This window comes from Vibrio plantisponsor, from assembly GCF_013041605.1.
Lineage (GTDB): Bacteria > Pseudomonadota > Gammaproteobacteria > Enterobacterales > Vibrionaceae > Vibrio > Vibrio plantisponsor.
The window spans coordinates 290,140-316,821 of record NZ_JABEQC010000001.1 but is presented as its reverse complement, the minus strand read 5'-3'; the positions used below and the strand labels follow the sequence as shown (position 1 = coordinate 316,821).

Annotated in this window: 27 protein-coding genes; 22 read left to right on the top strand and 5 right to left on the bottom strand. The window is 45.1% G+C overall.

What is annotated here, in order from left to right; translation table 11 throughout:
* The first annotated feature begins 208 nt into the window (after positions 1–208).
* Positions 209–1,561, top strand: coding sequence for a carbohydrate porin (locus tag HKI82_RS01595; RefSeq protein ID WP_102939927.1), 1,353 nt, complete (start codon positions 209–211; stop codon positions 1,559–1,561).
* Between the two features lie 71 nt (positions 1,562–1,632).
* On the top strand, positions 1,633–2,460 hold the full coding sequence (locus HKI82_RS01590; protein ID WP_102939928.1) for a MalM family protein: 828 nt from the start codon (positions 1,633–1,635) through the stop codon (positions 2,458–2,460).
* Positions 2,461–2,541: 81 nt separating this feature from the next.
* Here HKI82_RS01590 and HKI82_RS01585 read toward each other — a convergent pair whose 3' ends face one another.
* Positions 2,542–4,173 (bottom strand): glycoside hydrolase family 13 protein, encoded by a 1,632-nt coding sequence (locus HKI82_RS01585; RefSeq protein WP_171136993.1) that lies wholly within the window; start codon positions 4,171–4,173, stop codon positions 2,542–2,544.
* A gap of 198 nt (positions 4,174–4,371) precedes the next feature.
* Here HKI82_RS01585 and HKI82_RS01580 point away from each other — a divergent pair, with 198 nt between their 5' ends.
* Positions 4,372–5,268 (top strand): LysR family transcriptional regulator, encoded by an 897-nt coding sequence (locus HKI82_RS01580; RefSeq protein ID WP_171136992.1) that lies wholly within the window; start codon positions 4,372–4,374, stop codon positions 5,266–5,268.
* Positions 5,269–5,344: 76 nt separating this feature from the next.
* Here the strand turns inward: HKI82_RS01580 and HKI82_RS01575 are convergent, their stop codons facing one another.
* Positions 5,345–5,767, bottom strand: a complete 423-nt coding sequence (locus tag HKI82_RS01575; protein WP_042479459.1) for an Hsp20/alpha crystallin family protein — start codon at positions 5,765–5,767, stop codon at positions 5,345–5,347.
* 275 nt (positions 5,768–6,042) lie between these two features.
* Here HKI82_RS01575 and HKI82_RS01570 point away from each other — a divergent pair, with 275 nt between their 5' ends.
* The 5 genes from HKI82_RS01570 (at position 6,043) to HKI82_RS01550 (ending at position 11,117) form a co-directional block, all read left to right on the top strand.
* Positions 6,043–6,309, top strand: a complete 267-nt coding sequence (locus HKI82_RS01570; RefSeq protein ID WP_102940051.1) for a hypothetical protein — start codon at positions 6,043–6,045, stop codon at positions 6,307–6,309.
* A 114-nt stretch (positions 6,310–6,423) separates the two neighbouring features.
* On the top strand, positions 6,424–7,947 hold the full coding sequence (locus HKI82_RS01565; RefSeq protein ID WP_171136991.1) for an ABC transporter substrate-binding protein: 1,524 nt from the start codon (positions 6,424–6,426) through the stop codon (positions 7,945–7,947).
* A gap of 5 nt (positions 7,948–7,952) precedes the next feature.
* Complete coding sequence (locus HKI82_RS01560; protein WP_171136990.1) at positions 7,953–8,888, top strand: ABC transporter permease; 936 nt, start codon at positions 7,953–7,955, stop codon at positions 8,886–8,888.
* Position 8,889: 1 nt separating this feature from the next.
* A complete protein-coding gene (locus tag HKI82_RS01555; RefSeq protein ID WP_171136989.1) occupies positions 8,890–9,696 on the top strand; it encodes an ABC transporter permease in 807 nt (268 codons plus the stop codon).
* Entirely contained in the window at positions 9,693–11,117 is a 1,425-nt protein-coding gene (locus HKI82_RS01550) for an ABC transporter ATP-binding protein (protein ID WP_171136988.1), read from the top strand. The genes HKI82_RS01555 and HKI82_RS01550 overlap by 4 nt, the downstream gene beginning before the upstream one ends.
* 69 nt (positions 11,118–11,186) lie before the next feature.
* On the opposite strand, the gene HKI82_RS01545 is transcribed toward HKI82_RS01550, so the two are convergent.
* Complete coding sequence (locus tag HKI82_RS01545; protein ID WP_171136987.1) at positions 11,187–13,253, bottom strand: alpha-amylase; 2,067 nt, start codon at positions 13,251–13,253, stop codon at positions 11,187–11,189.
* A gap of 205 nt (positions 13,254–13,458) precedes the next feature.
* Here HKI82_RS01545 and HKI82_RS01540 point away from each other — a divergent pair, with 205 nt between their 5' ends.
* The gene (locus tag HKI82_RS01540) at positions 13,459–13,992 is read left to right on the top strand and encodes a hypothetical protein (RefSeq protein WP_171136986.1); all 534 of its coding nucleotides are present in this window, start codon (positions 13,459–13,461) and stop codon (positions 13,990–13,992) included.
* Here the strand turns inward: HKI82_RS01540 and HKI82_RS01535 are convergent.
* Positions 13,976–14,389 (bottom strand): transcriptional regulator, encoded by a 414-nt coding sequence (locus HKI82_RS01535; RefSeq protein ID WP_042479449.1) that lies wholly within the window; start codon positions 14,387–14,389, stop codon positions 13,976–13,978. The two genes, HKI82_RS01540 and HKI82_RS01535, sit on opposite strands and share 17 nt — an antisense overlap.
* A 94-nt stretch (positions 14,390–14,483) precedes the next feature.
* Between HKI82_RS01535 and HKI82_RS01530 the strand changes: the two genes are divergently transcribed.
* The 11 genes from HKI82_RS01530 (at position 14,484) to HKI82_RS01480 (ending at position 24,102) form a co-directional block, all read left to right on the top strand.
* On the top strand, positions 14,484–15,392 hold the full coding sequence (locus HKI82_RS01530) for an aldo/keto reductase (RefSeq protein WP_102939937.1): 909 nt from the start codon (positions 14,484–14,486) through the stop codon (positions 15,390–15,392).
* A gap of 431 nt (positions 15,393–15,823) precedes the next feature.
* Positions 15,824–16,759: a Fe-S cluster assembly protein NifU gene (nifU, locus tag HKI82_RS01525; RefSeq protein ID WP_102939938.1), complete on the top strand. Its 936-nt coding sequence runs from the start codon at positions 15,824–15,826 to the stop codon at positions 16,757–16,759.
* Positions 16,752–17,969 (top strand): cysteine desulfurase NifS, encoded by a 1,218-nt coding sequence (gene nifS, locus HKI82_RS01520; protein ID WP_165313403.1) that lies wholly within the window; start codon positions 16,752–16,754, stop codon positions 17,967–17,969. Before nifU ends, nifS begins: the two co-directional genes overlap by 8 nt.
* 73 nt (positions 17,970–18,042) lie before the next feature.
* Positions 18,043–19,194: a homocitrate synthase gene (nifV, locus tag HKI82_RS01515; RefSeq protein ID WP_102939939.1), complete on the top strand. Its 1,152-nt coding sequence runs from the start codon at positions 18,043–18,045 to the stop codon at positions 19,192–19,194.
* 10 nt (positions 19,195–19,204) lie between these two features.
* Complete coding sequence (locus tag HKI82_RS01510) at positions 19,205–19,504, top strand: nitrogenase-stabilizing/protective protein NifW (RefSeq protein WP_171136985.1); 300 nt, start codon at positions 19,205–19,207, stop codon at positions 19,502–19,504.
* A gap of 5 nt (positions 19,505–19,509) precedes the next feature.
* Positions 19,510–19,971, top strand: coding sequence for a nitrogen fixation protein NifZ (locus HKI82_RS01505; protein ID WP_240956624.1), 462 nt, complete (start codon positions 19,510–19,512; stop codon positions 19,969–19,971).
* Positions 19,972–19,985: 14 nt separating this feature from the next.
* Positions 19,986–20,831 carry a peptidylprolyl isomerase gene (locus HKI82_RS01500; protein WP_171136984.1) on the top strand — a complete coding sequence of 282 codons (846 nt, stop codon included), beginning with the start codon at positions 19,986–19,988 and terminating at the stop codon, positions 20,829–20,831.
* Between the two features lie 113 nt (positions 20,832–20,944).
* On the top strand, positions 20,945–21,709 hold the full coding sequence (gene modA / locus HKI82_RS01495; protein ID WP_171136983.1) for a molybdate ABC transporter substrate-binding protein: 765 nt from the start codon (positions 20,945–20,947) through the stop codon (positions 21,707–21,709).
* A 36-nt stretch (positions 21,710–21,745) separates the two neighbouring features.
* Positions 21,746–22,423, top strand: coding sequence for a molybdate ABC transporter permease subunit (gene modB, locus HKI82_RS01490; protein WP_171136982.1), 678 nt, complete (start codon positions 21,746–21,748; stop codon positions 22,421–22,423).
* A gap of 6 nt (positions 22,424–22,429) precedes the next feature.
* Positions 22,430–23,521 (top strand): molybdenum ABC transporter ATP-binding protein, encoded by a 1,092-nt coding sequence (modC, locus tag HKI82_RS01485; RefSeq protein ID WP_240956623.1) that lies wholly within the window; start codon positions 22,430–22,432, stop codon positions 23,519–23,521.
* A gap of 74 nt (positions 23,522–23,595) precedes the next feature.
* Positions 23,596–24,102, top strand: coding sequence for a GNAT family N-acetyltransferase (locus HKI82_RS01480; RefSeq protein ID WP_171136980.1), 507 nt, complete (start codon positions 23,596–23,598; stop codon positions 24,100–24,102).
* A 24-nt stretch (positions 24,103–24,126) separates the two neighbouring features.
* Here HKI82_RS01480 and HKI82_RS01475 read toward each other — a convergent pair whose 3' ends face one another.
* Positions 24,127–25,035, bottom strand: coding sequence for a DMT family transporter (locus HKI82_RS01475; RefSeq protein WP_390632568.1), 909 nt, complete (start codon positions 25,033–25,035; stop codon positions 24,127–24,129).
* A 97-nt stretch (positions 25,036–25,132) separates the two neighbouring features.
* On the opposite strand from HKI82_RS01475, the gene HKI82_RS01470 reads away from it, so the two are divergent.
* Together HKI82_RS01470 and cyaB are read left to right on the top strand one after the other, a co-directional pair.
* On the top strand, positions 25,133–26,044 hold the full coding sequence (locus HKI82_RS01470; protein WP_171136979.1) for a LysR family transcriptional regulator: 912 nt from the start codon (positions 25,133–25,135) through the stop codon (positions 26,042–26,044).
* Positions 26,045–26,116: 72 nt separating this feature from the next.
* Positions 26,117–26,680 carry a class IV adenylate cyclase gene (cyaB, locus tag HKI82_RS01465; protein ID WP_171136978.1) on the top strand — a complete coding sequence of 188 codons (564 nt, stop codon included), beginning with the start codon at positions 26,117–26,119 and terminating at the stop codon, positions 26,678–26,680.
* The last annotated feature ends 2 nt before the right edge of the window (positions 26,681–26,682 follow it).

The following is a 26,682-nucleotide window of genomic DNA, read 5'->3' as shown; positions in this document are numbered from 1 at the left end:
AAAAAAACTCCTCCCTAATCATCCCCCTCAAATTAATTTAGGGTGGAGGAAGTCATCCCTATACGACTTGATTAACCTAAATAGCGTTGAAACAACTGGGGACTTGTCCCGTCTTACCTCTTTTTATTTTGGCCGGATTTCTGCCTTTTCGGCTCCAAGTAGAAAGAGAACTAAGGAACTAAAAATAAAATCCTATTTGGAGTTAAAAATGAAAAAAGTAAGTGTAATTGCTGCCGCAGTGGCCGCTACTCTCGCTGCTGGTTTGGTGCACGCAGAAGACAAAGTAAATCAAGGTTGGCAAGTTAATGGCTACGGGCATTTACTGTACAATGTTGGTCAGTCACTAGATACAGATGAAACATGGCACCACCGCCGTGATTACCGAGCTGCTGGCGCGGCATTTTCTGGCAACCCAAACCAAGTAGAATTTACTGTGACTCGCGGTGATAACTATGAAAGTGGTGCATGGTCTAAATACGTTTTAAAAACAGAGTATGGCAATAACGAAGGTGGTAATGGTCGTGGTTTCTATACATCATCATCTGGTAACGAAGGTCACCTAGAAACTGGCCAACTAGAGTTTAAAGAGGCTTATGTTGAGCTTGGAGACCTTTCCTATTTCACTGACGGTTTAAGCATTTGGGCTGGTAAGCGCTACCTGAACCGTCAAGCAGGTATCATTACAAAAGAATTTTGGAAGCAATCTTCAGGTGTTGGTGGTGGTATCCAATACAATGATATGGGTATTGCTGTAATGTCTGCTGATGCTGGTGAAGGCTCATGTGTAACATCAAACGGTGCTTCTCAGGACTATGCAACAAGCTGTAAGAATACTAACTTAGATTCTAACGGTAGTAGCACCACTATGACTTCTGTTGATTTCTACTTCTACGGTGTTGAAGCCTTGGGTGGTCGATTCGATTTTGACGCTAAGTTAATGTCTCGTACTAACGTTGATGAATCGAGCACTGCGAAAGATGGTCTGGGTCTAGCAATTACATATTCTCGCGATTTTTACGGATTTGATGGTTGGTCAACAACAGCTGTTACTTATGGTAAAGGTGTTGCAGGAACTAAAGGTGTTAACTTTGGTCAATGGAGCAGTGGCTGGGATAAAGATGATGAGTCAATCTTTGTGACTTCTTATGGTGTGGCTAATGTAACTGAGAACTTGCAGTTAGGTACGGAGGTAACCTACTGGGATTTGTCGAACGATACTAAAGGTAATGTTTGGGGCTCTCAAGGCGGTTTATCTCGTGTATTTGTAGGTTTAACTCCATCGTATAAAGTTAATGAAAACTTCCGTATGGAAGCTGTGCTAACATACGCTCAAGAAAGCCTAGGCAACGGCTCTGACTGGGGTCGTCAATCTGCTGATACAGATTTTTATGCAGCAACATTAGCTCCTGTATTTACAGTAAATGCTGATTACTGGGGACGCCCACAGATTAAACCTTATGTAACTTACATGACCTCTAGTGAAGATTCATATAAGTGGAGTAAAGGTGCATCGGATAGTGATGAAACTCGCTTTGGTATTGAAGCTGAAATCTGGTTCTAAAGAACTGAGCTAACCGGGTAAACAAAGGCAGTCTAGAGGCTGCCTTTTTCTTAATTTTTGCAGGAGATATTATGAAAACATCTTGGGTGGTTCTGCTTACTGCTATCGGTCTAGTTGGATGCTCTTCTACCGAACAGCTAGATAATTCGCTTAGAACTTTGAAGCAGACGGAAGTATGTTGCGAATCTTTAGTTAAGTTTCCGTGGATTAAACTGGAAACAAATGACAAATTTCAATCGACTCTCGATGGAAGTTCTCCTGTATGGAATTTTGGCCATGACAAGAGCTATTTTTCTAGCTTTAAATTTAACGAAAGATCTGGAAATGTAGAGCTTATTGTTAGAAGCATAATGCGACAAGATAAAGTTCTAAAACCATCAATTATCCTTTTAAATGAAGATTTTAAAGTCGTTAGAACAGTTGCTAATAAAGATTTTGAAGTTAAGTTCTCAGATGCTCTTAATAAGAATCGCTATGAACTTCAGCTTTCTTTAAATGCAAAACAAACTCCTTACTTTATTGTGTTTGGAGAGAGCGAAGATATTGGACAGAAAGTTGTTGTTCCACATCCTGCGAAGTTGAGAGCAGAACAAATGGGGGAACCACTACCTATTGTTAGTGATCCTAGCTATGTTGTCTCTGCGAATGGTTTGATAGAAGTTGAAGTTAAAACAACGTCAGTATCGGGAACTGTTCAAACCAATGAAGTGATAAATGCAGAATCTAAAAATTCTAAGCTCGATATTTTACCTGACACGCAAGCATACTACCTGTCATCAATTAAAAAATCGGTAGAAGCAGGAGACATTCCCAAAGCCCTAAGCCTACTCGATGAAGCTAAAGCTCTGGGTATTGAAGATGCTCAAGAAGTGTTTGTGAAAGCGGTGAACGCCAAATAATCCAATATATGGATTCGATTTGAAAACAAAGGAGCAGTGATGCTCCTTTGTTTGTTTTGTCACTACCGTTACATTTTATCGCTACAGTTTGACGGCAAACGATTCAAACGGAAGCAGTGTCAGTTCACCGTCGAGGTTATTTCTTGGCGGGTAGTTACTAATCAGGTGTTCAACGCTATCTAGCCCTGCAACTTCAGATAGTGAGAGGGTTTGAGGCTCTTTACTGAAGTTATTTACCACCAGAATTCTATCGTCTTCATCTTCACGTAAATAGGTAAACACGGCTTCATGAGATTCACATACAGGCGTGAAGTGACCGTACACAATCACTGGCATGGTTTTTCGCAGCTGAATTAACGTTTGGTAGTGATAGAAAATCGAATCACGGTTTGCGAGCGCTTGTTCAACGTTGATGTCCACATAGTTTGGGTTCACTTTGAGCCAAGGTTTAACCGTGCTGAACCCTGCATACTCTTGATCATTCCACTGCATCGGAGTGCGGGCATTGTCTCGGCTGTTTTCATGCAGCGCTGTCATCATTTCTTCATGGGATACACCCGCTTCGGTACGTACTTTATAGAAGTTCAGAGTCTCAATATCTTGGTACTCATCCAGTGAATTGAACTCTACATTAGTCATACCCAGCTCTTCACCCTGATAGATGTAAGGCGTTCCTTTTAAGAAATGCAGTGTTGTTGCCAGCATCTTGGCCGACTCGACACGATATTCACCGTCGTCGCCATATTTGGACACTGCGCGCGGTAAATCATGGTTATTCCAAAATAGTGAGTTCCAGCCTTGGTTTTCTAGCTCGACTTGCCATTTGGTTAAAACCCGTTTGAACTCGCTGAGTTTTAACGGAATCGGCTGCCATTTGTCGCCATCTTTCCAAGTGAGCGTGATGTGTTCAAACTGAAACACCATCGACAACTCATTGCGTTCTGGGGCGCTGTAGAGTTTTGCAATTTCCGGTGTCGCACCCCAAGTTTCACCCACAGTGAGAAGATCTTTATCGCCAAAAGTGGCTCGATTCATTTGCTGTAATAGGGTGTGCAAACGTGGGCCATTGCCCGTGATTTTTTTGTCGATCTCTTTGCCGATAAGGTCAATAACATCAAGGCGGAAACCACCAATACCTTGTTCTATCCACCAGTTCATCATGTCGTGAACCGATTGCTGAACTTTCGGGTTTTCCCAGTTCAGGTCTGGCTGGCGTTTAGAGAACAGATGGAAGTAATACTGCTCTGTAGTCGCATCCCATTCCCACGCGCCACCACCAAAAATGGAGCCCAAATCGTTGGGCGGTGAACCGTCAGTATTGGCATCGCGCCATATATAGAAGTCACGATATGGGCTGCTTTTGGATGATTTCGCTGAAATAAACCACGGATGTTCATCTGAGGTGTGGTTGACGACTAAATCCATCACCACTTTTATATTTCGTCTGTTTGCTTCATCAAGTAGGCATTTCATATCTTCCATGGTACCGAACTCAGCTGCGATAGCCTGATAGTCTGAAATGTCATAGCCGTTATCATCCATAGGTGACTGATAAACGGGCGACAGCCAGAGCACGTTCACACCCAGATTTTTAAGATAATCGAGTTTGCTGATGATGCCCGGTAGGTCGCCAATACCATCGTGGTTAGAGTCGCAAAAGCTGCGAGGATAAATTTGATAGACAACGGCATCATGCCACCACTGTTTTTGCATAGTACTTTTTCCCAAATTCCAACAAGACTCTAAGCAATATAGTGAGATAGAGGAGAAAAGAACAATTGATTAGATTTACTGTGATATAGAATTTAGCTATATCATGTTGAGTTGATACTGGTTTGCGGTTTTAATGGTCTTCAACAGTGAAAAATCCATTTCTCAAAGTGTGATATCAATAATTATTGGTGGTTGGCTATGCATAAAAACTATCGTTATTTCCTGATGGTTGCTCATTTAGGCAGTATCAAGCAGGCTGCGGAACAACTGCATATTAGTCAGCCTTCACTGACATCTGCTATGCAAAAACTAGAAAGTGATATTGGTGTTTCTTTGTTTCATCGCCGTTCAAAAGGGATGGAGCTGACGGAATACGGCAAAATACTTAAAGAGCATGTTCAGCAGCAGCAGGAACAGCATAATCAGTTATTGCATCGATTGCATGACATGCATCAGCGAGAAGCCGGTAAGTTGAAGCTGGGCACGGGTGACACATGGTGGGAACTGTTTGTTCGAGATGCAGTGAGCCAACACTTAAGACAAGCGCCAAAGTCGTCTATTGAACTTGAGTTTGGCAATAACTTGTCGCTCATGCACCACTTAGTTCAAGGGGAAATCGATCTGTTTGTCGGACATGAAATTCGACATTTGCATGAAAGGTGTCGGGTGCAGTTTGTCCCTTTGCTACAGGATCGCGAAGCCGTTTATGTACGAGGTGATCATCCACTGCTTACGCGTAACGTGCAGTCAATATCAGAGGTAGATGCGAGCTATCCTCTGATTCGTGTCACGCCGGATCATGCACGGCACAGCGTAGTGCTAGCGGATCATATGAAATCGCAGATGGGCATATCGTCGGATGTTGGGCGTTCCACTTATAACGTGGATTCATTTTCAGCCAGCTTGGATATATTACGCAGCAGTGATGCCATTATGCCCTACAGCAGTGAGCTGACAGCGTGGATGATGCAGAAAGGGTTTGAAACCCTTTTCATTGACGAAAACAAGCTTGGTAACGTTGGTATCTACCACAAAATAGGCTGTGACGACGAAAAGGTGTTATCCATGATAGAAAGGATTCGGCAGAGAGTCTGAGTCAGAAAAAGGGGCATCTCGCCCCTTTTGGATTTTGGTTGTACACATCAATGAGCTATCAATTGGCATGATTCAACTAACTGATAGTGATGCGGTGGTCTTCCACTTGTTGCGTTTCTAGCTTAGGAACAACCACAACCAACACGCCATCCTCAAATTCTGCGTAAATGTCTTTTGGATTTACGTTTTCGCTTAAAGAAAAGCTGCGAACCATTTTCCCTTCATAGCGTTCTTTGTGGATGACTTTGTTCTGATCTGTATTTTCTTCGGTTTTGCTGGTGGAGGCTTCAATTGTTAGCGCACCATTTTTATAGGTGATGATCACATCATCTTTAGCCACTCCCGGCAAATCGGCAATGATTTCAAATGCGGTTTCTTTTTCAATCACATCAACGCGAGGTGAAAAAGCCTCCGCATCAAATCGAGTGCGAATTGATGGGAATGCATGATCAAATACGCGATAGAAATCAGACCATGAATCACGAGGAATTAAGCTCATCATAACCTCCCATTTTCTATCATTTGCTACCTCACTAATTGTAGTTCTTGTGGCGTCAAGTGAAGAGGAAATTGAAGTTTGATTGATCAAAATCAAGCCCAATTCAAGCGTAAGAAACACGAATTCAAACCGGAATGGCATATCGGAATTTTGTCATCAAATAGCCTTTTTTCTGTAACCCATTTTTAATGTTCGCTGCGTAGGTTATGCCGGTCTTAAAAATAGTGATCATGGGTAAATTCCAGAGAACTAAGTGGTTAATTAAGCAGGAAATGATGGCAAGAGTAACTCACGATTTTGATGTGTTGATTATTGAATTACTGCAGCAGCAGGGCTTCATCAAGAAAGAAGCGGAAGCTTACTTAAAGAATGAAGTTTACCGTTTGGAGCCGGAAGAGATTCAGAAAATTAAAAACTACGCCAAGCATTTTGGTTTATCAGCCAAAGAGAAACTGATTCAGGAAATACTCGACCTACGCAGGGAAACCTTGTTTAACAAGCTATCTAAGAAGTTGGAGAGAGAATTAGAAATTACGGAGTAACGAGTTTTACATTTCGTTTTCCTAGTTGGTTTTGAAAATTATTCTCATTAAAATTGAAACTCAAATTAATGTTATGTTATAACAAAACACTTTTGAGTCAGTAGAGTTATAATTATGAGAATTTTTACAGCAGCACTGTTGGCATTAGTGTTTGTTTTTCAAGCGAATGCGAACACTCCTCCTTCTAAATCAAACACAGTTACCATCAGCGCTGCGTTTGAATTTGCTAACGTTGATCCATCATCAAGTGGGTATATTTTTACTAGGATGCAGGTCATTGAGACGCTTTTTGATGTGGACAATTCGGGTAATTTGCTCCCGGGTCTTGCGTTAGAAGCGACGCCAAACAATGAGCTAACTGAATGGACAATCACACTGCGTGACGGCGTTCGATTCCACGATGATTCACTGATGAACGCGGATACAGTGGTGAACAGTTTAAACATTGCGCTGGGAAAATATGGCTCGCTAGGCAAAGTGCCGGTGAAAAACATTTTAGCGCAAGGTGAAAACAAGGTTGTTATCGAATTATCTGAAGCATACAAAAGCCTACCTGCGGTACTTGCCAACTATTCCAATATAATTTTAAGCCGAGCCTCTTATGCTGAAGATGGCAAAGTGGTGAACTTGATTGGCACAGGCCCATACTCGCTTTTTGAGGTTACGCCGCCGCACAAAATTACCGTTAAGAAATTCGCTGGCTATTGGGGTAAGAAAGCGAGTATTGAATACGCCACTTATCTGACTGGTCATCGCGGTGAAAGTCGCGTATTACAAGCCATAAGTGGTCAGGCTGACATTGCTCTTCAGCTTCCGCCAGCCAGCATTATGCGTCTAAAAATGAATCCGCAAACCGATGTTCAGTCTTACTCTTTACCGCGTACCCTCGTTTTAAAACTGAACAATGCTCATCCGTTCCTCAATTCCGTTAAAGCGCGTCAGGCGTTGAGCCTTGCCATTGATCGCAAAGGCATTGCTAGCGCTGTGCTAGGCACTCCAGATTCAGGAACCGCGCAACTGTTGCCTCGCTCAATGAGTGATTGGTATTTAGAGTCTTTTGCAAACCCAGAATCTGATATTCAGAAAGCTAAAGCGATGCTCAAAGAACTTGGTTGGACTGAAAACAGCCAAGGTTTGTTGCAGCGAGACGGTAAAGTGTTTGAGTTGTCATTGATTACCTACGCTGACCGTCCAGAGCTGGCGAATGTAGCCACAGCGCTTCAAGCACAGTGGAAAAAACTGGGTGTAAAACTGAATGTAAGTATTACAAGCTCAAGTTCGATTCCCGCCGGTCATCAGGATGGTTCTTTAGAAGTGGCATTGATTGCGCGTAATTACGGAGTGATTGTGGACCCGCTTGTGGTACTGAGTAATGATTTTTCTGAGAAAGGTGGGGATTGGGGTGCTATGAATTGGTCCAATCCAGAGTTTAAACAGTTGATTAAGCAGCTTAACTACACGCTAGATGCAGACAAGTATCGCGAAAAAGCGCAGAGAGCGGCAACCATTCTTGCTACTGAACTGCCAGTGATCCCTGTTTCCGCTTACACAGAAGAAGTCTCTGTGAACAAACGTCTCAAAGGTTTCCACTTTGATCCATTTGGCCGCAATTTTTATCTTAACGACTTGGAGTTTTGATTCTCGTGTGGCAGTTAATTTATAACCGCATTTTGCAGCTTTTTGCTGTGGTATTTGGAGTTGGCGCATTGACGTTTGTTCTGATGCGTTCACTTCCGGGGGATATGGCTTTCCGTATTGCCTCTAGCCGCTACGGTCAGGATAACGTTAGCGCGGAAGCGGCCGAATATATTCGCCAAGAGTTGAATTTGAACCAATCGGGGATCTCGTCTTTTTTCTCTTGGTTAATCGATCTTGCGCAGTTTAACTTGGGCAACTCTCTAGTCAGTGGTCAGCCAGTCAGTGATATTGTCAGTCATCAGTTAGGGCATTCCTTAATGCTTGCAGTTGCAGGGCTTGCGTTGTCCGTCTTGATTGCATTCCCGCTCGGTCTCGCGAGCGTGAAATGGCAGAAATGGTTTGAGCCTTTCGCTGTTGTTTTTTCAATCGCAGTTCGTGCGCTTCCTGTGTTTGTAATTGGTTTAATTTTCATTCTGATGTTTGCGCTTTATTGGCAATGGTTGCCCGTTGCTGGTTTTGACACACCTCAGCATTTGATTCTGCCTACCCTGACTCTTGCTATAGCGTTGGCTGCAACCTCAAACCGGATTGTCGCGAGCTCAACTCGTCAGGTTTTACGTGCGCCTTTTTATCAGTTTTCAATGATGAAAGGGCTATCACCTTTACGAACGTTTCAGCGTCATGGAGTTCGCAATATTTTGCTCCCTGTAGTTGCGTTTATCGGTATCCAGTTTATTACCGTGATTGAAGGGATAGTAATGATTGAATCTCTGTTCTCATGGCCGGGGGTAGGGCATGGTTTGGCTCATGCGATTTTTGCCCGCGATATTCCTGTTATTCAGGGCACGGCGCTCTGTTTAGGTGTGATGTTTGTAATGTTGAATACGGTTGTTGACCTTCTGTGCTACTGGATAGACCCGCGAATTAAGGAGGAGCAATAACATGCTAGCAGCCTTCGATAACAAAAAACTCTATAGCAACAGATCGCGCCTTTTCGGTGTGTTGCTGCTGTGTGTGTTGATCTCGATGTCGATGATTGGCTGGGCTATGAACGTCGATCCGGCAGAGCAAAACTTGTCTGCGGTTTTGATGCCACCTAGTGCCGAATACTGGTTAGGTTCCGATCACTATGGTCGCAATATGTTTGCCCGTTTAAGTGAAGCTCTGCGTCTTTCCCTGAGTCTGGCAATCATCTGCGTGTTAAGTGCGAGTACCATTGGCTGCATATTAGGTGTGATTGCAGGTTGGTACGGCCGTTGGCTCGACAATGGACTCAATATTATTGTCAACATACTTCTGGCTATGCCGGGTTTGGTTTTCGTGCTGTTGTTTGCAGCGTTGGTACCCGGTTCTTTTACCGCCATTTATATCGCGATTGCGCTGGTACAGTGGGTAGAGTATTTCCGTGTAAGTCGCTCGCTGACTCAGTCTCTTGCCAATAGCCCTGAAATTCAAAACGCTCTGTTGTTGGGCTTTGGTCGTGTTTATATTTTCCGCCACCATTTATGGCCGACACTACGTTCACCTGTGTTGACTATGGCAGCATTCGGTGCCGCTAACGCCGTGCTTTATATGGCTTCTCTAGGCTTTGTTTATGTGGGCATTCAGCCTCCAACCAGTGAACTCGGACAAATGATTGTTGAGCTTTTTCCATATTACGGTGATGCGCCGTGGTTACTGCTTCAACCTCTAACAATGCTGGCGTTAATTGTATTGGCATTCCATTTGATTGCAGGAGAGAAACGATGAGTGAATTGCTGAGAGTTTCGAATCTCCATATATCAATAGGGGAACGAGCTCTGTTGGAAAATGTGTCGTTAGCGGTGAATAAAGGTGAACCGCTGGTGATCCTTGGTCAAACAGGGTCAGGTAAAAGCTTGTTGCTTAAGTGGATCATGGCGAGTATTGATTCTGGATTATCGTGCACTGGTGAGATTGCCGTCCACGGAGAGGTGATGAATATGGCACAGCGCCGTACTCTCTGGGGTAAACAAATGGCAATGCTGTCACAAGAGCCAATGTCGACACTTGATCCTTTGATGAAATCGGGTGAGCAAGTGGCTGAAGTATCAAGATTTGTCTTAGGGCATTCCGCGCCACAAGCACGTCTCATGGCACAGCAAGAGCTGGAGCGTTATGGTTTAGCGCAGGCTTATCAAAAGCGCGTAGGGCAACTCTCAGGAGGTATGGCTCAACGTATGGCGATTTGTGTGTCAACTGCCGCCAACGCTTCCATCATTCTTGTAGACGAGCCAACCAAGGGTTTGGATGTCAGTCGACGTGATGATGTTGTCGACATGCTGCGTGATAAGACCAAAAACGATGGCCTGATTGTAGTAACGCATGATGTTGAAGTTGCGCAGCGTCTAGGCGGACAAATACTGGTTCTGCATTACGGAAAGGTGGTCGAGCAAGGGCAAACACAGCAAGTGCTTGCTCATCCGCAGCAGGAATACACTAAAAAGCTGATTCATTCGACACCGAAAAATTGGCCACAAAGCCGAAGCAAAGATATTGCTCAAGAGCGAATCTTGAGTGTAGAAAACTTGGCAATACAACGCGGCAAACAAAAGTTGTTTGATTCGCTGACGTTTAACGTTCAGCAAGGTGAGATTGTCGGCATTGTTGGCGACAGTGGCTGTGGTAAAAGCAGTTTGGGTGATGCGATTTTAGGGCATCTTAAAGTGTCTTCGGGTGAGATTGTTCGTCAAAAAACTCAGGGTAAAGCTAAGTGGCTTAAGTTATACCAGGATCCATTGACTTCGCTTTCTCAGCATCTCACTCTAGGAAAAATGTTGGATGATTTGATCGAACTGCACAAGTTGGATGCTAGCCGCGTTGCACCATTAATGAAAAAACTCGCTTTGCGTGAGCAAGTGCTAACCTGCAACAGCAGTCAGGTATCAGGTGGCGAGCTTCAGCGCTTCTCGATTTTACGTGCTTTGCTGATGGAGCCTGTATTCTTGTTTGCTGACGAACCGACGTCGCGTTTAGATCCTATCATTGCCAAAGAGGTGACGATGCAATTGGTACAGCTAGCACGTGAGCAAAATTGCAGCTTGCTAATCGTTAGTCACGATCCAGATTTGATTAATGCGATTGCAGATAAAGTCATCAACATTAGTGATTATGCCCCTCAAGCGGTAAGTTTGCAGGAGTGTATCGCTTAGCTTTCATCTCTTCCAAAAAAGGACAAAAGCAGATGTGCCCTTGTCCTTTTCTATCTTGATTGTGAGTAATTACTTACCGACAAACGCAACGATAACTTTGTCTTCTCCTAGGGTACGAGAAAATACGTAAGGGCTATCTTGTTTTGAAGACGCTTGTGTTATGACTTGGTGTTTGCCCGCACCAATGGCTGGGTGACGCTGCCTAAATTGCCCGACGGTTTGCCAGTGTTCCAGCAACGCTTCTCGCTCGGCATCCAACTTCCAAACCATATCTGAGCGGGTTCCTTGATGGAAATCATCAGCATAAGGGCCTAAGTCTCTTGCGACTTCATCTCCGTAATAAACCTGAACAGCTCCCGGGTTTAGCAACAGGGCGTTGGCTGCGTTACGTTGCATTTCAAACGACTTGAAACGGCTGAAAAACAGCTCGGTATCGTGTGAAGACATATAGCTCACAGCGTTGAAATCCGCTTCTTGTTGCAGCGTTTTCGCGTTTGCTTGATAAACACTTTCCATCTGGCTGAAGCAGGTTGCACCTTTGTCCATTTTCTTCTGCACATCAAAGTTTATCAGTGCATCGAAGCCGTCATCAAAATACGGGCTGCGATAAGCGCCATGTCCCCACACTTCACCCATCATCCAAAAGGGTTCGCCTTGCTTGCCATGCGCTTTACGCCACTGGTTCAGATTATCGCTGGCGGCTTGTTTCAGACGTTTCCACACTTCACCTTCAACGTGTTTCACCGTATCTACACGGTAGCCATCAATTCCAAAGCGTTTTACCCAGTCGCTTTGCCATTCAATCAGATAATCAGATACGGTGAAGTTATCTTGTGCCTTCACTCTTGTTCCGGCGTTTTCCAGCAGCCACTTAGGTGGTTTAACAAACTCAGCCGATTCAGTACGGAAATCGGGTAGGCCAGCTAGCGTCATGGTGATATCACCAGAGCCCGGTTTCGGATAACCCGGTAGTCCGGTGCGAACCCAGTCGCCCCCCCACCAGTCTTTCCAGTTGTTGCTGTTGTAATCAATGAACTGGTGGAAACTGTGCCAGTTCTCTCCAGCAGAACTTGATGGTGCCCAATCCGCCCATTTTGCTGGCAGCTGTGAACCGTTTACAACGTTGATTTTATCGATTTGTAAATCAGCCAGTGTCGCGTAACCGGAGTGGTTAATAACCGCATCTAGCAGGATTTTTATGCCGCGTTTATGAGCTTCTTCAACCAGTGTTTTTAAATCTTCATCGACACCAAAGTTTTCATCGATTTTGGTGAAATCACGAGTCCAGTAGCCGTGGTAGCCATAGAATGGGAACGAGCCGCTTTCTCCACCACCGACAAATCCGTGGATTTGTTCCACAATCGGAGAGAGCCAAATAGCATCTGTGCCTAGGCTTTTAATGTAGTCTAACTTTTCAATCACGCCTTTGAGATCACCACCATGAAAGGTGCCGACTTCATCTTTACCGTCTTTCTTTCTCCCATAACTGTTGTCGTTACTGGTATCGCCGTTGTTAAAACGGTCGACCATGACGAAATAGATATTGGCATTACGGTAGTTAAATGGCTGAGGCTTGGCTTCAACAGGCTCAAGTAAGATTAAGCCGCCGTTATTCGCTTGTGGGGTTAATGACACGGCACCTTGTTTTACTGTCACCACTTTGCCACTAAAAGCATCTCTCAATTGCGTTCCGTTTGTGAAAGTATCACCAACTTTGACAGTGACTTCGCCGCCAGAGTATTTCTCACAGGTGACATCTGGAATCGGTCGTTTGAACTCACTGTTCACTGTTTTCTTCGCCTGACGAACAAACGTCAGAGTTTGTGCTTTGTCGTCATAGCTAAACGCGTAATCGCCAGTGAAGCGAATTTTAAGTGGCAGCGTGGTCGCTCCTGCACAGTTGAGAGCTACAGGAGTATTAAATTTGATGCTTGATGTTTCACCTGCCTTACAGCTTCCCTCCAAACCCGTAACTGTTAGTGTGTAGTCATCTTTGGTCAATGGAATTACTAACGGGTTTTGGCTGTCTAATGGGTAGTCACGACTGTTGGTTGTCGTGGCTATGGTCAGGTTTGGTGCCGCGAAGGCACTTGGAATAATGGCACATAAAGCAAGGGTTACAGTTTTTAGTTTCATCGTCACGTCCATATGGGATCTTATAGTCCCTCTAGGTAAACAGACTTTAGGATAAATCGATTAAAGACTAGGCACATCATTCCTCGCCCTACGCCTTAAGAGCTTGAAGTGGCTCACAAAAGAGAATTTGGGGGCGTAGTTCTTCAGGCACTTGTAGAAAGCAGGCAAAAGGCTAACACTAAGGGTAGTTATCTGAGGAAATGTTATGTGGAAATGGCTAGTTATACTGTTTTGGAGTGGAGCTTCGATGGCTGCACACCCAGACTTTTTGCTGCCATTTATCGGTGGTAACAGTGTATGGCCAGATCAAAAACAATTTCTCCAGACAGGGGAATGGCTAGAGTGTAGCGACAATATCTTTATTCCATCATGGTGTGGGGATGAGTTTAGCTATTACACCTTACCTGTTTGGCCTGAGGTGAAAGGCAATCAAGAAGGGGGAGTCCACTCCCTCACGCTGCATGGTGAATATTCGCCAAACAGTTGGAGTCTGTTCCAATTGAACTTACGTAAAGATGGTTTTCAACTGCAAAGCATCCAACTCGGAGAGCAACAGTTTTCAATCCGTGACCAATTGAAGACTGAGTCGACCCGAGAAGTTGATAAGGCCTTAGTTTTGTTCATTAATCGCAATGCTCACTCTTTTCCTAAAATCCTTCACTGGCAGAAAGAAAAGGTTATGGCAAAGCTTGTCACGGACGGAAAAAGCGCTGAAGTTCAGTTTACTCGTTCGGAGTAATCGCTGAGGGTTGGCGCTGAAGAAAGTTCGCCATTGAGGTTTCGTCTAAATACCCGTCGGCTTTCTTATGTGCCCGCAAATACTGATATCCCGCAATTATCTGTCGCTGCTGATGTTGCTTATCCTGACTCAAGGTTTCGCCGGTGACGAACTTGTGTGCAAGGCAATAAGCTTCCATATCAACCACTTCTGCTTTGCGATACAGATACCCACAACCAGTTGCTAACCATTCCAGCGAACAGTTGGCGCGAATGGCAATTTGATTTGCCTTTGCTAAGCTAGGTTCACTGCCTTTTAGGTATTTTCTTATCAGGCCTTCAGACAGATCAACGCGTCGCGCAAACCCGCTGATGCTTTCTTCGCCAATCAATTCTTGTAAACGTGTAGAAAAAGTCACAACTTCGTACTCCAGTTCGAACTTCTATAGTTTATCGGTTGAGGCGAGGAATAAACAAGCTTAGGATGAGCCCGTCGGATTAAGGAGTAATATTATGGTTGCAAAAGTCACAATCGCCCCGCAAGGACCAGATTTTTCAGAACTGGTTCAAGGGTATTGGCGTTTGGCCGATTGGGGTATGACACCTCAAGAGCGCCTGACGTTTATCAAACAGCACCTAGAGTTAGGTATCACGACAGTCGATCACGCAGACATCTATGGCAACTACGAGTGTGAAGTCCTATTTGGTGAAGCATTGGCGTTAGAGCCGTCCCTTCGTGAACAAATGCAGATCGTGACTAAGTGCGATATCCAGCTTTGCAGTGATAAGCACCCAGAACGCAAAATTAATCACTATGACACTAGCTCTGCGCACATCTACCAATCGGTGAACAACTCACTGGAGCGTTTGGGTGTGAGTGAAATTGACGTTTTGTTGATCCACCGTTTAGATGTTTTGCTTGACGCGGATGAAGTGGCAGAAGCGTTTGCTGAGCTGCACAAAGTCGGTAAGGTGAAACACTTCGGCGTTTCAAACTTCACACCGTCTCAGTTTTCACTGCTTCAATCTCGTTTGGGTAAACCACTGGTTACCAATCAGGTAGAGATTAACCCGCTTAACTTTAATGTTGCCGATGACGGTACATTAGACCAGCTACAAATGCTGCGTACCCGCCCTATGGCATGGTCATGTCTAGGCGGTGGTGAAATCTTTAAAGGTCAGTCAGAGCAAGCTGTTCGTGTACGTAACGTGTTAGAAGAACTGCGTGAAGAGATTGGTGCAGAGAGCATCGACCAAGTGATCTACGCTTGGGTTCGTCGCCTTCCTTCTAAGCCACTTGCTATTGTTGGCTCAGGTAAGATTGAGCGTGTTCAATCGGCAGTGGCTGCACTGGACTTAGAACTGACTCGTGAACAATGGTACCGAGTTTGGGTTGCTTCTAAAGGCCACGGTGTGCCATAGAAAGTACTTAAAACAGTATTTTTGAATCGAAACAGCTCCCTGTCATGAATTTGGCAGGGAGTTTTTTTATAACTTACCTCTGAGTCATACTGCTCCTGCCTCTTCACTCTTGCTGGATTTATCCCTCTTATATCAGCCAGCCAGTTAACTCATCTGTCTGATTCGTCTTTTGTCGCTTTTTGTCGGTGTTGTTTGTCCGGAAGCCGACAAACAAAGCGACAAATTGTCGTTTTATCTCTGGTCGTTTTGTGACCTTATTCAAATTTATATAGTAAATCAACCTGTTAGCGAGGGCTGTGGTCTGGATTAGTAATTGCACTGGATTAGCCAATGAAGACGTTATGAAAAAGTTGATGTTGTAACAATACGGTTTCAGTCAAGCACCAAACCAACGCAATGGAAGCGGGTGTCGGAAAAACGAAGGAGCGGTTATGTGGGATTATTCAGAGAAAGTTAAAGAGCACTTCTTTAACCCAAGAAATGCCAAATTGGTTTCAGAGGCAAATGCCCGAGGTGATGTGGGTTCCCTGAGCTGTGGTGACGCTCTAAGTTTGACTCTCAAAGTCGACCCAGAAACAGACATTATTCAGGATGCAGGTTTTCAAACTTTTGGTTGTGGTAGTGCAATCGCATCTTCTTCTGCATTAACTGAAATGATCATTGGTAAATCGATAGATGAAGCTTTAGCTATCACTAACAAAGACATTGCCGACTTTCTTGATGGCTTACCGCCAGAAAAAATGCACTGTTCGGTTATGGGGATGGAAGCATTGCATGCAGCAGTCGCGAACTATCGCGGAGAAACACTGGAAGATGATCACGAAGAAGGTGAGCTGATTTGTAAGTGTTTCGCGATTGATGACCTGATGATTAAACGCGTGGTTGCCGCCAATAATCTCACCACTCTTGAGGAAGTCGTCAATTACACCAAAGCGGGCGGCGCTTGCACCTCTTGCCACGAAAAGATCGAATGGGTGCTGGAAGAATGCTTGGCAGAAAGAGCAAAAGCCCCTGCCTTATCTAAAAATTCTAGCGTGAAACCCGCCATAAAACCGGTTGAAGCAAGTAAAGACTCTGGAGTTGATGCGTCTGTAAGTCCTGAGATCATTGCGCTGATTGAGAAAATTATCGAAGAAGTTCGCCCTGCGGTACAAGCCGACGGTGGGGATATCAGCTTAGTCGATGTGGAAGATTATGTTGTGTTTGTTTCACTCACTGGTGCGTGTACCGGATGTGGTTTATCAGGTCTGACATTGGCAAATGTGGAACATAAGATCAGTCGAGCTTTGGGAGAGTCTTACACCGTATTTCCGGTACAAGAAGACCCACAAATGACCGCAAAGAAAGAGGGAACTTACAATGTCTAGTATCCAACCGATGATCTATTTAGATAACAACGCTACCACTCGTATAGACCCACGAGTCTTGGACGTCATGATTCCTTATCTTGATGAATTTTATGGCAACCCTTCATCTATTCATCGCTTAGGCGCTCGCGTGGGTCAGGCTCTGGAAATTGCAAGAGAACAGGTTCAGCAACTTCTTGGCGCGCAGCACTCAAGTGAAGTGGTTTTTACCTCTTGTGCTACTGAAGCGACCACAACAGCTATCTTGTCTGCATTGGAAGCCAACCCCGAGCGCAGAGAAATCGTAACATCTGTGGTTGAACATCCCGCTACTTTACAACTTTGTCAAAACCTTGAACGTAAAGGCTACAAGGTGCATTGGATTGGCGTTGACGGTAAAGGCAATATCGATTTGGAAGCGTATGCCCAAGCATTAAGTGAAAACGTCGCGATTGTTTCGATGATGTGGGCAAACAATGAAACTGGCACTCTGTTCCCTGTGGAATCGATGGCAATGATGGCAAAAACTGTCGGCGCACAAATGCATGTTGACGCGGTACAGGTGGCAGGTAAACGCATGATCAACGTGCATGAAACCGAAATTGATATGCTGTCGATTTCTGGTCACAAGTTCCATGCTCCAAAAGGGATTGGCGCTTTGTACTTGCGTCGTGGTACGCGTTTCCGTCCATTACTGCGTGGTGGTCATCAGGAGCGCGGTCGCAGAGCAGGAACTGAAAATGCAGCATCTGCAATAGCGATGGGTAAAGCGGCAGAACTGGCTTATCAAGCTATTGATACCGAGCTTCATCGCATCAAACTGCTGCGTGATCGCTTAGAGCAAGGTTTACTTGCTCGCATTCCGAATACGTTTGTCACGGGTAATCCTAAACAGCGTGTCGCAAACACCACCAACATTGCGGTTGAGTTTATAGAAGGTGAAGCCCTTTTGTTAATGATGAACCAAGTGGGTATCGCGGCGTCGTCTGGCTCAGCTTGTACATCCGGTTCGTTAGAACCTTCACACGTGATGAAAGCGATGAAGATTCCATTTACTGCGGCACATGGCACCTTGCGCTTCTCGCTATCTCGTTTTACCAAAGATGACGACATCGATTATGTGCTTGAGCAACTGCCTCCGATTGTGCATCGCTTACGCCAGATGTCTCCTTATTGGGATAACGCCGCCAATGCGGGTAACGTTGAAGAGTTTGCTCCAACGTATGCCTGATAGAGGTGTGCGGTGATTAGGGAAGGATTCCCTGTAGTGATTAAATATCAGTGAGCAAAGGGATGGTGCATGTATGGTTACAGGGATAGCAGAACCCATTCATAGGTCAGTCATTATTAATGACACCACGCTTCGGGATGGTGAGCAGGGACCTGGTGTGGCGTTCACCATAGAAGAGAAAATGCATATTGCGATGCTGCTTGAAATGGCGGGTGTGCCTGAATTGGAAGTGGGCATTCCCGCAATGGGAGCGGAAGAGCAATACGTCATTAGTTCAGTGTGCCACTCCCTTAGTACTGCGCGAACTATGGGCTGGTGTCGGATGCTGGAGCACGATGTTCATTGCGCTTCCGGTCTTGGTTTAAATTGGGTGGATCTCTCTATTCCAGTCTCAAGTCAGCAGATCCGCAGCAAACTCAATCTGACGCCTAAAGCGTTGTTTGAGCGTTGTGAAAGAGTGATTAGCCAAGCGTTAAATGCAGGTTTGAAGGTTTGCGTGGGAATGGAGGATGCTTCGCGTGCAGAGGTCGATATGCTTTATCGGGTTGCAGAAGTGGCGGAACGTTGCGGTGCAAAACGAGTTCGTTTTGCTGACACCAACGGCATCCTTGACCCATTTTCGACTTACCACGTTATCACTCAGTTACATGCCCATACGGATCTAGAGATTGAAATGCATGCGCACAACGATCTTGGGTTAGCGACGGCGAACTCGTTAGCCGCCATTCGTGCTGGTGCTGCGTCAGTGAACACTACGGTAAATGGATTAGGAGAACGTGCGGGAAACGCGGCATTGGAGGAGATCTCTGTTGCGCTTACAGTGTTGCAGCAGACACCTAGCAACATTGATTTGCGCCAGCTACCGACCATTTGCAATTACGTACATCTGGCTTCTGGGCGACCTCAAACAGCGCAAAAAGCGATCACAGGCGATGTGGTGTTCACCCATGAGTCGGGAATTCACGTTGATGGCTTGCTGAAAGACATCAATAACTATCAGGGTTTCTCGCCTTCATTAGTGGGGCGCGAACACCACTTTGTCTTAGGCAAGCATTCCGGCGTCAGTGCCATTATGCGTATCTATCGCGATATGGGGATAGTGCTCACTGAGTCGCAGTGCGAGCAGATAAAACAGCAGCTTCGTGTTTGGTCTGAGCGGCGTAAAAGCGTTCCGACCACTGACGATCTGCTCGAGTTTGCCATCCATCACCAGCAAATCGCGTAGGGCTACAGGTATGTATTTAGAGTTAGAGAGTGATTTCACCGAGCAACTGGCGTTGTTGGAAACCGCAGAAGATTTTCTCGACTACTTCGTTGTTGATTACGATCCAGAGCTGGTGGAGAAAAAACATATACCACTGCTGCGCTTGTTTCAGAAGTTATTGGCTTGCAAACCAAACGCTGATTACGCCACTTATCAGAAGTCGCTTCGCTTGGCATATAAGCAAATCAGCTTAGGGCATGAGCCTATGATCTCGGCAGGTGGTTGCGCTAGCTGTGCCTCCGATTGCAGTGAATCTGGTGAACAGGAGTGAACGAAATGGACATGGATTACGCCTCCGACACAGTGCGTTTTGCTCCAGGAAGCGAAGTCAGAATTGTGCGTAATATCCGTAATGACGGTAGCTTTCAGGACTTTGCTAAAGGGGACTTGTTAGTGGAAGCAGGAAGCGTCGGCATTGTTCGTAGCTACGGATATTTCTTGCAAACACAGGTGATCTATCAGGTATTTATTCCAACGCAAAATCGAGTGATCGGAGTACGAGATAGCGAAGTGATCGATGCTGAATTGGCTTGGGTTCCATGTCTTTTTCGCTCATTAGACAAAGCCAAACTGACCTGTAGCTTACGTATGTTTGGTGAACCATTAGCCAATAAGGGCGATGTGATTGAGGTTCACCGAGTCTATCGAGACTTAGAAGATGGCACGGTGAGTTTCGAAGTTAAATTTGGTGCGCACTTAGTCAAACTCGATTCAACCCGACTGGAGCCTGTCGCTTAATTAGGGAGGAAAGCATGGAAGCTTATCAACGCAATTATTTAACCGCCAAAATCGCCACCGATATGTACAAACTTAACCCTGAATGGCTTTCAAGCATGCAAAGGGTCAAAGTGGATGAGCAAGTTGAACGTCTGTTTCGGGTACAAAAAGCCATACTCGGTAGCAGTGAAGCCAATCTTGTTTCAGTATCCGCATTCGAAATTGAAGCGGCTTTTGACAAGCTCGTTGAAGGCTATCAATCCCACAGTGAGTTCAAAACTGCGATGCAGGGGCAGCATTTGACAGAAGGTCAGCTCAAGCAGGTTTTAAGTGAAGAACTGAAGTGTGAAAAAGTCATGGAGCTTATTTCTCAAGACATTCCAGAGCTTGAACTTGCAACAGCGATGGAATATTTCAACACCCATCCGAATGAGTTTTCCCGTAGCAATGTGTGGGAAATGAGCCAAATTCTCATCACGGTTAACGACGAGTTTTCAGAAAATCATCGCGATGAAGCTTGGCGTCGTATCCACGATGTAAAAAAGCAGTGCGAGTACACCGCGTTTGGCACGCTGGCATTGAAGTATTCGGAATGCCCGAGTGCCATGTCTAACGGCTATTTAGGCTGGTGTGAAGAGACCAAACTCTACCCACAAATTGCCGCAAGCCTATTTGATTTGAACAACGGCGAAGTGAGTGAGGTGATTGAGACCGAGCTCGGCTTTCATCTGGTGCGTGTGCATCAACATAAGGGCGCTAGAACCGCAACGTTTGAAGAAGCTTATCCGTTTTTGCAAAGAAAGCATGAGCAACGTGCGCGCCAATTTTTGCAAAAGCAGTGGATTAGCCAGTTATTGCACTCTGATCCACTGTGCAGTTGAAGCTCTACTTTTCTCTTTGCCCCTGTTTCTTTTAGGCAGTGACAGCGAGGTTGCAGGTTAGAAAGAGACCTCTTTGAAGCTTCGTTTTTTGATGTTTAGGTAAGGATAAATAAATGAAAGGATTTCATCGCGTTATTGTAGGTTTTATTGTGCGTTCACTCTGTTTTGTCAGTCTTATTTTGGGCTCGTTATCTGTTCATGCAGAAGATGGCACCTTAGCGGTTGCCAATAACTTTTATGGACCTATTCAGATGCTGGTAGAAGATTTTGCCAAAGTGTCGGGGTTTCAGTTGAATGTCAGTACAGGTTCTACAGGGCAGTTGTATGCCCAAATTGTGAACGGCGCTCCGTTTGATCTGTTTCTTGCTGCAGATACCGTTCGCCCTGAAAAATTGGTCAATGAAGGGTTGGGTTTCGAGCAGTTTGTTTATGCGAAAGGGGTATTGGTACTGTGGTCAAATGAAGCTAACTATGACGTAAAACAGCACATGCTGTCAGGTGATTACACCCACTTCGCCATTGCCGACCCTAAACTTGCGCCGTACGGTTTGGCGGCTCAACAAGCGTTAACCAAAATGGGATTATGGGAGAGCATGACGCCGAAAATCGTGATGGGTAAAGGCTTGAATCCTACTTATCAATTTCTCTCTACTGGCAACGCGCAGTTAGGGATGGTGGCTAAATCTCAAGTGTTTAAAAATGGTCAATACATCGGCGGTTCATTCTGGGAAGTTCCAGAATCCGATTACGAACCGATTGAACAGGCTGCGGTAACGCTCAAATCCGGTGTTGATAAAGTCGCAATTGATGCTTTCCTTGAATACTATTCAACGGAGCTCGCTCAGAAAATTGTCTCTAGCTTTGGCTACTTGCAGTAGTGAATTAAGTGGCACTGAAGGTAGAGGCAAAGCGCTATGTTAGTCGTCGATACGGTGGTGATAACAACCACACTCAAACTAGCCTTTGTGGTTATGGTGACACTGCTACTGCTTGGTGTCCCGATCGCGTGGTGGCTCTGCCATTCTAGTTCGCGCGTGAAAGGTGTAGTAGAAGCAGTGTTGATGTTGCCATTAGTTTTGCCGCCTACCGTTCTAGGTTTTTATCTGCTTTTGTTGTTGGGACCGGTTGGTTGGGTTGGAAGAACTTTAAATCAACTTGGCGTTGCCCAACTGCCCTTTACGTTCACTGGCATTGCCATCGCCTGTACCTTACATTCGTTTCCTTTTGTTATTCAGCCTCTTAAAAATTCATTTCTCGCTATTGGTCGAAGACCGATGGAAGTGGCCGCCACACTTCGAGCTTCTCCAATTGATACTTTTTTCAATGTCACCTTGCCTTTGGCTTGGCCCGGAGTCTTTTCAGCTGCCATCATGGGTTTTTGTCATACGCTCGGCGAGTTTGGTGTGGTGTTAATGATAGGTGGGAATATTCCGGGACAGACTCGGGTTATGTCGGTTGAAATCTATAACAATGTCGAAGCGTTGGAATATCTTAATGCACATATCTTGTCTGGCGGGCTAGTGGCATTTTCATTTGTCGCTTTGTTGCTGATTCATTGGTTAAACCAAAAACATCAGCAAAGGCTAGGGTAGATGCCTATGTCTGTCTCTAGGTCGCACATTACCGCTGAGTTGACTATTCGTTATGCGGATTTCAGTTTAGACGCCAACCTGACTCTACCCGCGCAGGGCATTACAGTGTTCTTTGGTCATTCTGGCTGCGGCAAGACTACTTGCCTCAGAGCGATTGCTGGGTTAGAAAAATTGGATCAGGGCAAAGTGTCTGTTGCGGGAGAGGTGTGGCAGTGCAGTGATAGCCAACAATTTGTGCCTACTTATAAGCGCGATTTAGGCTATGTGTTTCAAGAGCCGGGCTTGTTTCCTCATCTAACAGTGGAAGCGAACTTGCAGTTCGGTGCAAAACGTATTGCGGTCAATAAGCGGCACGTCAGTTTTGATGAAGTGACAGAACTTCTGGGTATCACACCGCTGTTAAATCGCTATCCGGCTCAGCTCTCTGGTGGGGAAAAGCAGCGCGTTGCGATAGGGCGAGCTTTGCTAACAAGCCCTAAACTTCTATTGATGGATGAGCCTCTGTCAGCACTCGACCAACCTCGCAAACAGGAGTTTTTGCCTTATCTTGAACGTCTGCATCGAGAATTAGATCTGCCTATTCTCTACGTCACTCATTCCATGCAAGAACTGGCACGACTCGCGGATCACATTGTGTTGTTTGATAAAGGATCGATACTGGCGAGTGGCAGTGCCCACAGCATTATGTCTGACCCTAAATTTGATGCACTGTTCGGTGATGAAATTGGCAGTGTGTTTGATACCAATGTGGTTGCGATGCATGAAAATCGGATGACTGAACTGGATTGTGACGGTTTAACCATATGGGCGGTAGGGTACATTGCCGAGCAGGGTGTTACTTATCGCTGTCGTATTCTGGCATCCGATGTAGGGCTTTCTCTTGAAGAACCTAAGTTTTCCACAGTGCTAAACCGCTTTCGCGCAACCATCATCGATATTCAGACCACTCTTGCCGAAGATGGACAGGCGCTGGTGGTGTTAGAGCTGGAAAATCAACAGCGTCTGCTCTCTAAAATCACCCTAAAATCGCTGTACGAACTGAACCTCACCCAAGGCTTAAAAGTATGGGCGTTAGTGAAATCGGTCGCGCTGTCTTGAAGTCTGTTCAACTTGCATTTTGTTAGAACTCCAATAGTGTTGGGTTCATATGGAACATTGAGTAAGAATGCAAAATGGAAACAGAACAGCAACGTGATTTAAACGCCCAATTGATTGAATTTGAGCCTCAGCATTATTCATTATTGATTGAATGGATTGATTCAGACGAGTTGAATTACCTTTGGGGTGGACCTCAGTTTGAATACCCGTTAACGGTTGAGCAACTTGAAACGCACTATGGAAAACAGGCGCCAACACCGTTTTTATTTGTGGTGAATGGCGAGATGGTGGGTTTTATTGAGCTGTTTAAAGTGTCGGATTGCGAACAAAGGTTGTGTCGAGTGTTTATTCACCCGACATGTCGCGGTAAAGGCTATGCTGCCACTATGCTTGAGCTAGCTATCGTTAAGGCCAAAATGGTTGATGAACCACAAACCCTCTCGCTCGCGGTTTTCGCGCACAATCATTCAGCGATTGCTTGCTATGAAAAACTGGGTTTTAAGCCTTATGAAACAGTCAGTGGCTTACGTTACTTCAAAGGTAAGAACTGGGACCTGATCAGAATGTCCCAGCCATTATGATGTGGGCTAAGTGACTCAAGAGCTTTAAATCTTGTCTGGTTTGTTGACCGATGCAGCCAACACAGAAGCCAGCAAAATCGACGCGCCCAACCATTGAACGTAGGTCAACGTTTCGTTTAACCACATCATTGAGAAGATGGCTCCGAATAGGGGTTCACTGCCCATTAGCAGTGACGCTTTCGTGGGTGATATTTTCCTTACCGCGTAGTTCTGCGCATAGAAAGCAAACAGGGTACAAAACAGCACCAGAAAAGCCGTAATTAGCCAGAACTCTCTATCGTAAGGGATTTGGGTGGCGGGCTCTTTTGTGATTAAAGTACCGACTAAATAAGCACTAAATGCAACGACGAAGGCTTGGATACAGGTTAACGCTGTATTGGTTATCTGCTTTTTGTCTGTGAGCTTTTTGGTCATGGTTACCATTAGAGCTCTTAGAGCTGCGGCTGTGAGAATGCAGAGATCGCCACTGTTAAGTGAAATACCGAAATCTTGATGGTATGTGAGAAGAAGCACGCCAACAGTACTGATCACCGACAGCAACATCAGGCTTTGGCTTGGTTTGTTTTTGCTGAGCAGACTATCGACTAAGGCGGTAAATATCACATTCAAACTAATGAGGAAGGCAGCATTAGAAGCGGTTGTTTGAGATACACCGTACACTTCAAAAAAGAATATCAGTGCCAAAATTGCTCCCGTTGGAAGCGCCACTTTCCAATCTTTGTTTTTGCCTTGCTTAAAATCTTTTACGACTACAGGAAGAAGCAGAAGGAACGTGAGCCCAAATCGAATAGCAATAAATAAAGAGATACTTGTAAAAGCGATGGCGCTTTTGGTTAATCCATAGCTGGTGCCCCAAACAATCGCTACCAACAGTAGTAAAAGTTCGGGCATGGTCACTAACGAAATGCTTCTTTTAATCACTAGACTCGACACTGTGTTGTTCCTTTTCTGTACATCCAAATTGACTGAATCACTATCCACTAGTACGTTATTTGGAACAATAGAAGGATATGCAAAGGATTTTTGCGCTATGGACACGAATAAGCTGATTACTTTGTTGCCTGAGATGGCGACATTGGTAGTGGTTATTGAAGAGGGGAGTTTTTCAAAAGCAGCAGAAAGGCTTGGCGTTGCTCCTTCTTCGGTGAGCCGATCTATCTCGAAACTGGAAAGCGCGCTGAACAAAAAGCTACTGGAGCGCACGACTCGCAATATGCGTTTAAGTACTTCAGGAGAGCAGATATACAGTTTGTGTGTCGATATGCTCAAATCTGCGCGCTTGGCAACGGATGCTGCTTATTCGTCACAGGATGAAGTATCTGGAGAGATTCGGATTGCGGCACCAAGAGCGTTTTCAAGCCAAGTGCTTTCACCGATTATTCTCGATTTTCTCCAGCAATACCCAAAAGTCACTGTGCATTTTATTGTTGAAGACCACTTTATCGATCCCGTTGGGCATGAAGTAGATATGATCATCCACATTACAGAAAAGCCTGTAGAAGGTTTGGTTGCTAAAGTACTAGGGACAAACCGATTGGTTTTATGTGCAAGTCATGAATATTTAAATGAGCATGGTTACCCAACTGAGCCTGAAGAGTTGGCAAACCATCAATGCATTCGTTTGGGAGAGTCTACATTTGACCGAAAGTGGGAGTTCCGCAAAGACCAGACGGTTCGCAGCGTATCGGTCGATGGGCGACTGGCGGTGAACCACACCCATATTCGCAAAGATGCTGTACTTCGAGGAATGGGGATTTCGATATTTCCTCAGTTCTCAATCGCTAAACTAGTTCGGTCGGGGGCGGTCGTAGAACTGTTCCCTGAATGGGAAATACTCAGTCGTTATCAGGGACAAATTGTGGCTCAATACCCGCAGTCCCGATTCATTCCAAACCAGTTAAAAGTGTTGGTAGATTTCCTTCAGAGTCGGCTAAGTAGTTAAAAAAGATAGTTTTGTGCTTTATCGTTGAGGCTCAAGTGCTAGTATGGTTTTTTGTTCGGAGATGTATTTCTAATGAGTAGTGAACACTTTAAAGGTAAATACGAAGTTGAGTTGAAGTTCAGAATTGCGTCAAAAGCACTGTTTCTCGATGTTCTCAAGGGGCTTCCTCATGAAACTATGCTAGAAGACAACGCTGAGCGAGACTGGTATTTCGATACGCCTGACAATGCGCTCCAAGCTCAGAACAAAAGCTTATGCATCCGCACTATGGAGCCTTCAGGTATCAAGTTATGGATAGTCAAAGGCCCTGAAGCAGACCGATGTGAAGCGACCAATATTACCGATGCCGACAACGCGAAGAGCATGCTGCAAAATCTGGGATATCGCGTCAGCTTGCAGGCGATGAAAACGCGCAGCATTTACTTTGTGGACAATTTTCATATTACTGTGGATTCACTGGACGGTATTGGCGACTTCGCAGAATTTGCCATCATGACGGATGATGAAAGTAAACTCGAAACTTACCGCGTTGAACTGCTGAACTTAGCGAGTCAGTTTGGGCTTACTGAAAGTGACCTAGAGTTCAAATCTTACAAACAAATGTTTGTGGCTAAGTCTGCAAACCCTTCGACATAGCG

What these genes read in the sequence shown, in the direction of transcription:
- HKI82_RS01510 (WP_171136985.1), top strand. Translation starts at nt 19,205, where the DNA reads ATGTATTTAGAGTTAGAGAGTGATTTCACCGAGCAACTGGCGTTGTTG.
- cyaB (WP_171136978.1), top strand. Translation starts at nt 26,117, where the DNA reads ATGAGTAGTGAACACTTTAAAGGTAAATACGAAGTTGAGTTGAAGTTC.
- modC (WP_240956623.1), top strand. Translation starts at nt 22,430, where the DNA reads ATGTCTGTCTCTAGGTCGCACATTACCGCTGAGTTGACTATTCGTTAT.
- HKI82_RS01565 (WP_171136991.1), top strand. Translation starts at nt 6,424, where the DNA reads ATGAGAATTTTTACAGCAGCACTGTTGGCATTAGTGTTTGTTTTTCAA.
- HKI82_RS01590 (WP_102939928.1), top strand. Translation starts at nt 1,633, where the DNA reads ATGAAAACATCTTGGGTGGTTCTGCTTACTGCTATCGGTCTAGTTGGA.
- HKI82_RS01575 (WP_042479459.1), bottom strand. Translation starts at nt 5,767, where the DNA reads ATGAGCTTAATTCCTCGTGATTCATGGTCTGATTTCTATCGCGTATTT.
- modB (WP_171136982.1), top strand. Translation starts at nt 21,746, where the DNA reads ATGTTAGTCGTCGATACGGTGGTGATAACAACCACACTCAAACTAGCC.
- nifU (WP_102939938.1), top strand. Translation starts at nt 15,824, where the DNA reads ATGTGGGATTATTCAGAGAAAGTTAAAGAGCACTTCTTTAACCCAAGA.
- HKI82_RS01505 (WP_240956624.1), top strand. Translation starts at nt 19,510, where the DNA reads ATGGACATGGATTACGCCTCCGACACAGTGCGTTTTGCTCCAGGAAGC.
- nifS (WP_165313403.1), top strand. Translation starts at nt 16,752, where the DNA reads ATGTCTAGTATCCAACCGATGATCTATTTAGATAACAACGCTACCACT.
- HKI82_RS01470 (WP_171136979.1), top strand. Translation starts at nt 25,133, where the DNA reads ATGGACACGAATAAGCTGATTACTTTGTTGCCTGAGATGGCGACATTG.
- HKI82_RS01550 (WP_171136988.1), top strand. Translation starts at nt 9,693, where the DNA reads ATGAGTGAATTGCTGAGAGTTTCGAATCTCCATATATCAATAGGGGAA.
- modA (WP_171136983.1), top strand. Translation starts at nt 20,945, where the DNA reads ATGAAAGGATTTCATCGCGTTATTGTAGGTTTTATTGTGCGTTCACTC.
- HKI82_RS01595 (WP_102939927.1), top strand. Translation starts at nt 209, where the DNA reads ATGAAAAAAGTAAGTGTAATTGCTGCCGCAGTGGCCGCTACTCTCGCT.
- HKI82_RS01545 (WP_171136987.1), bottom strand. Translation starts at nt 13,253, where the DNA reads ATGAAACTAAAAACTGTAACCCTTGCTTTATGTGCCATTATTCCAAGT.
- HKI82_RS01540 (WP_171136986.1), top strand. Translation starts at nt 13,459, where the DNA reads ATGTGGAAATGGCTAGTTATACTGTTTTGGAGTGGAGCTTCGATGGCT.
- HKI82_RS01530 (WP_102939937.1), top strand. Translation starts at nt 14,484, where the DNA reads ATGGTTGCAAAAGTCACAATCGCCCCGCAAGGACCAGATTTTTCAGAA.
- HKI82_RS01580 (WP_171136992.1), top strand. Translation starts at nt 4,372, where the DNA reads ATGCATAAAAACTATCGTTATTTCCTGATGGTTGCTCATTTAGGCAGT.
- HKI82_RS01570 (WP_102940051.1), top strand. Translation starts at nt 6,043, where the DNA reads ATGGCAAGAGTAACTCACGATTTTGATGTGTTGATTATTGAATTACTG.
- HKI82_RS01585 (WP_171136993.1), bottom strand. Translation starts at nt 4,173, where the DNA reads ATGCAAAAACAGTGGTGGCATGATGCCGTTGTCTATCAAATTTATCCT.
- HKI82_RS01555 (WP_171136989.1), top strand. Translation starts at nt 8,890, where the DNA reads ATGCTAGCAGCCTTCGATAACAAAAAACTCTATAGCAACAGATCGCGC.
- nifV (WP_102939939.1), top strand. Translation starts at nt 18,043, where the DNA reads ATGGTTACAGGGATAGCAGAACCCATTCATAGGTCAGTCATTATTAAT.
- HKI82_RS01500 (WP_171136984.1), top strand. Translation starts at nt 19,986, where the DNA reads ATGGAAGCTTATCAACGCAATTATTTAACCGCCAAAATCGCCACCGAT.
- HKI82_RS01480 (WP_171136980.1), top strand. Translation starts at nt 23,596, where the DNA reads ATGGAAACAGAACAGCAACGTGATTTAAACGCCCAATTGATTGAATTT.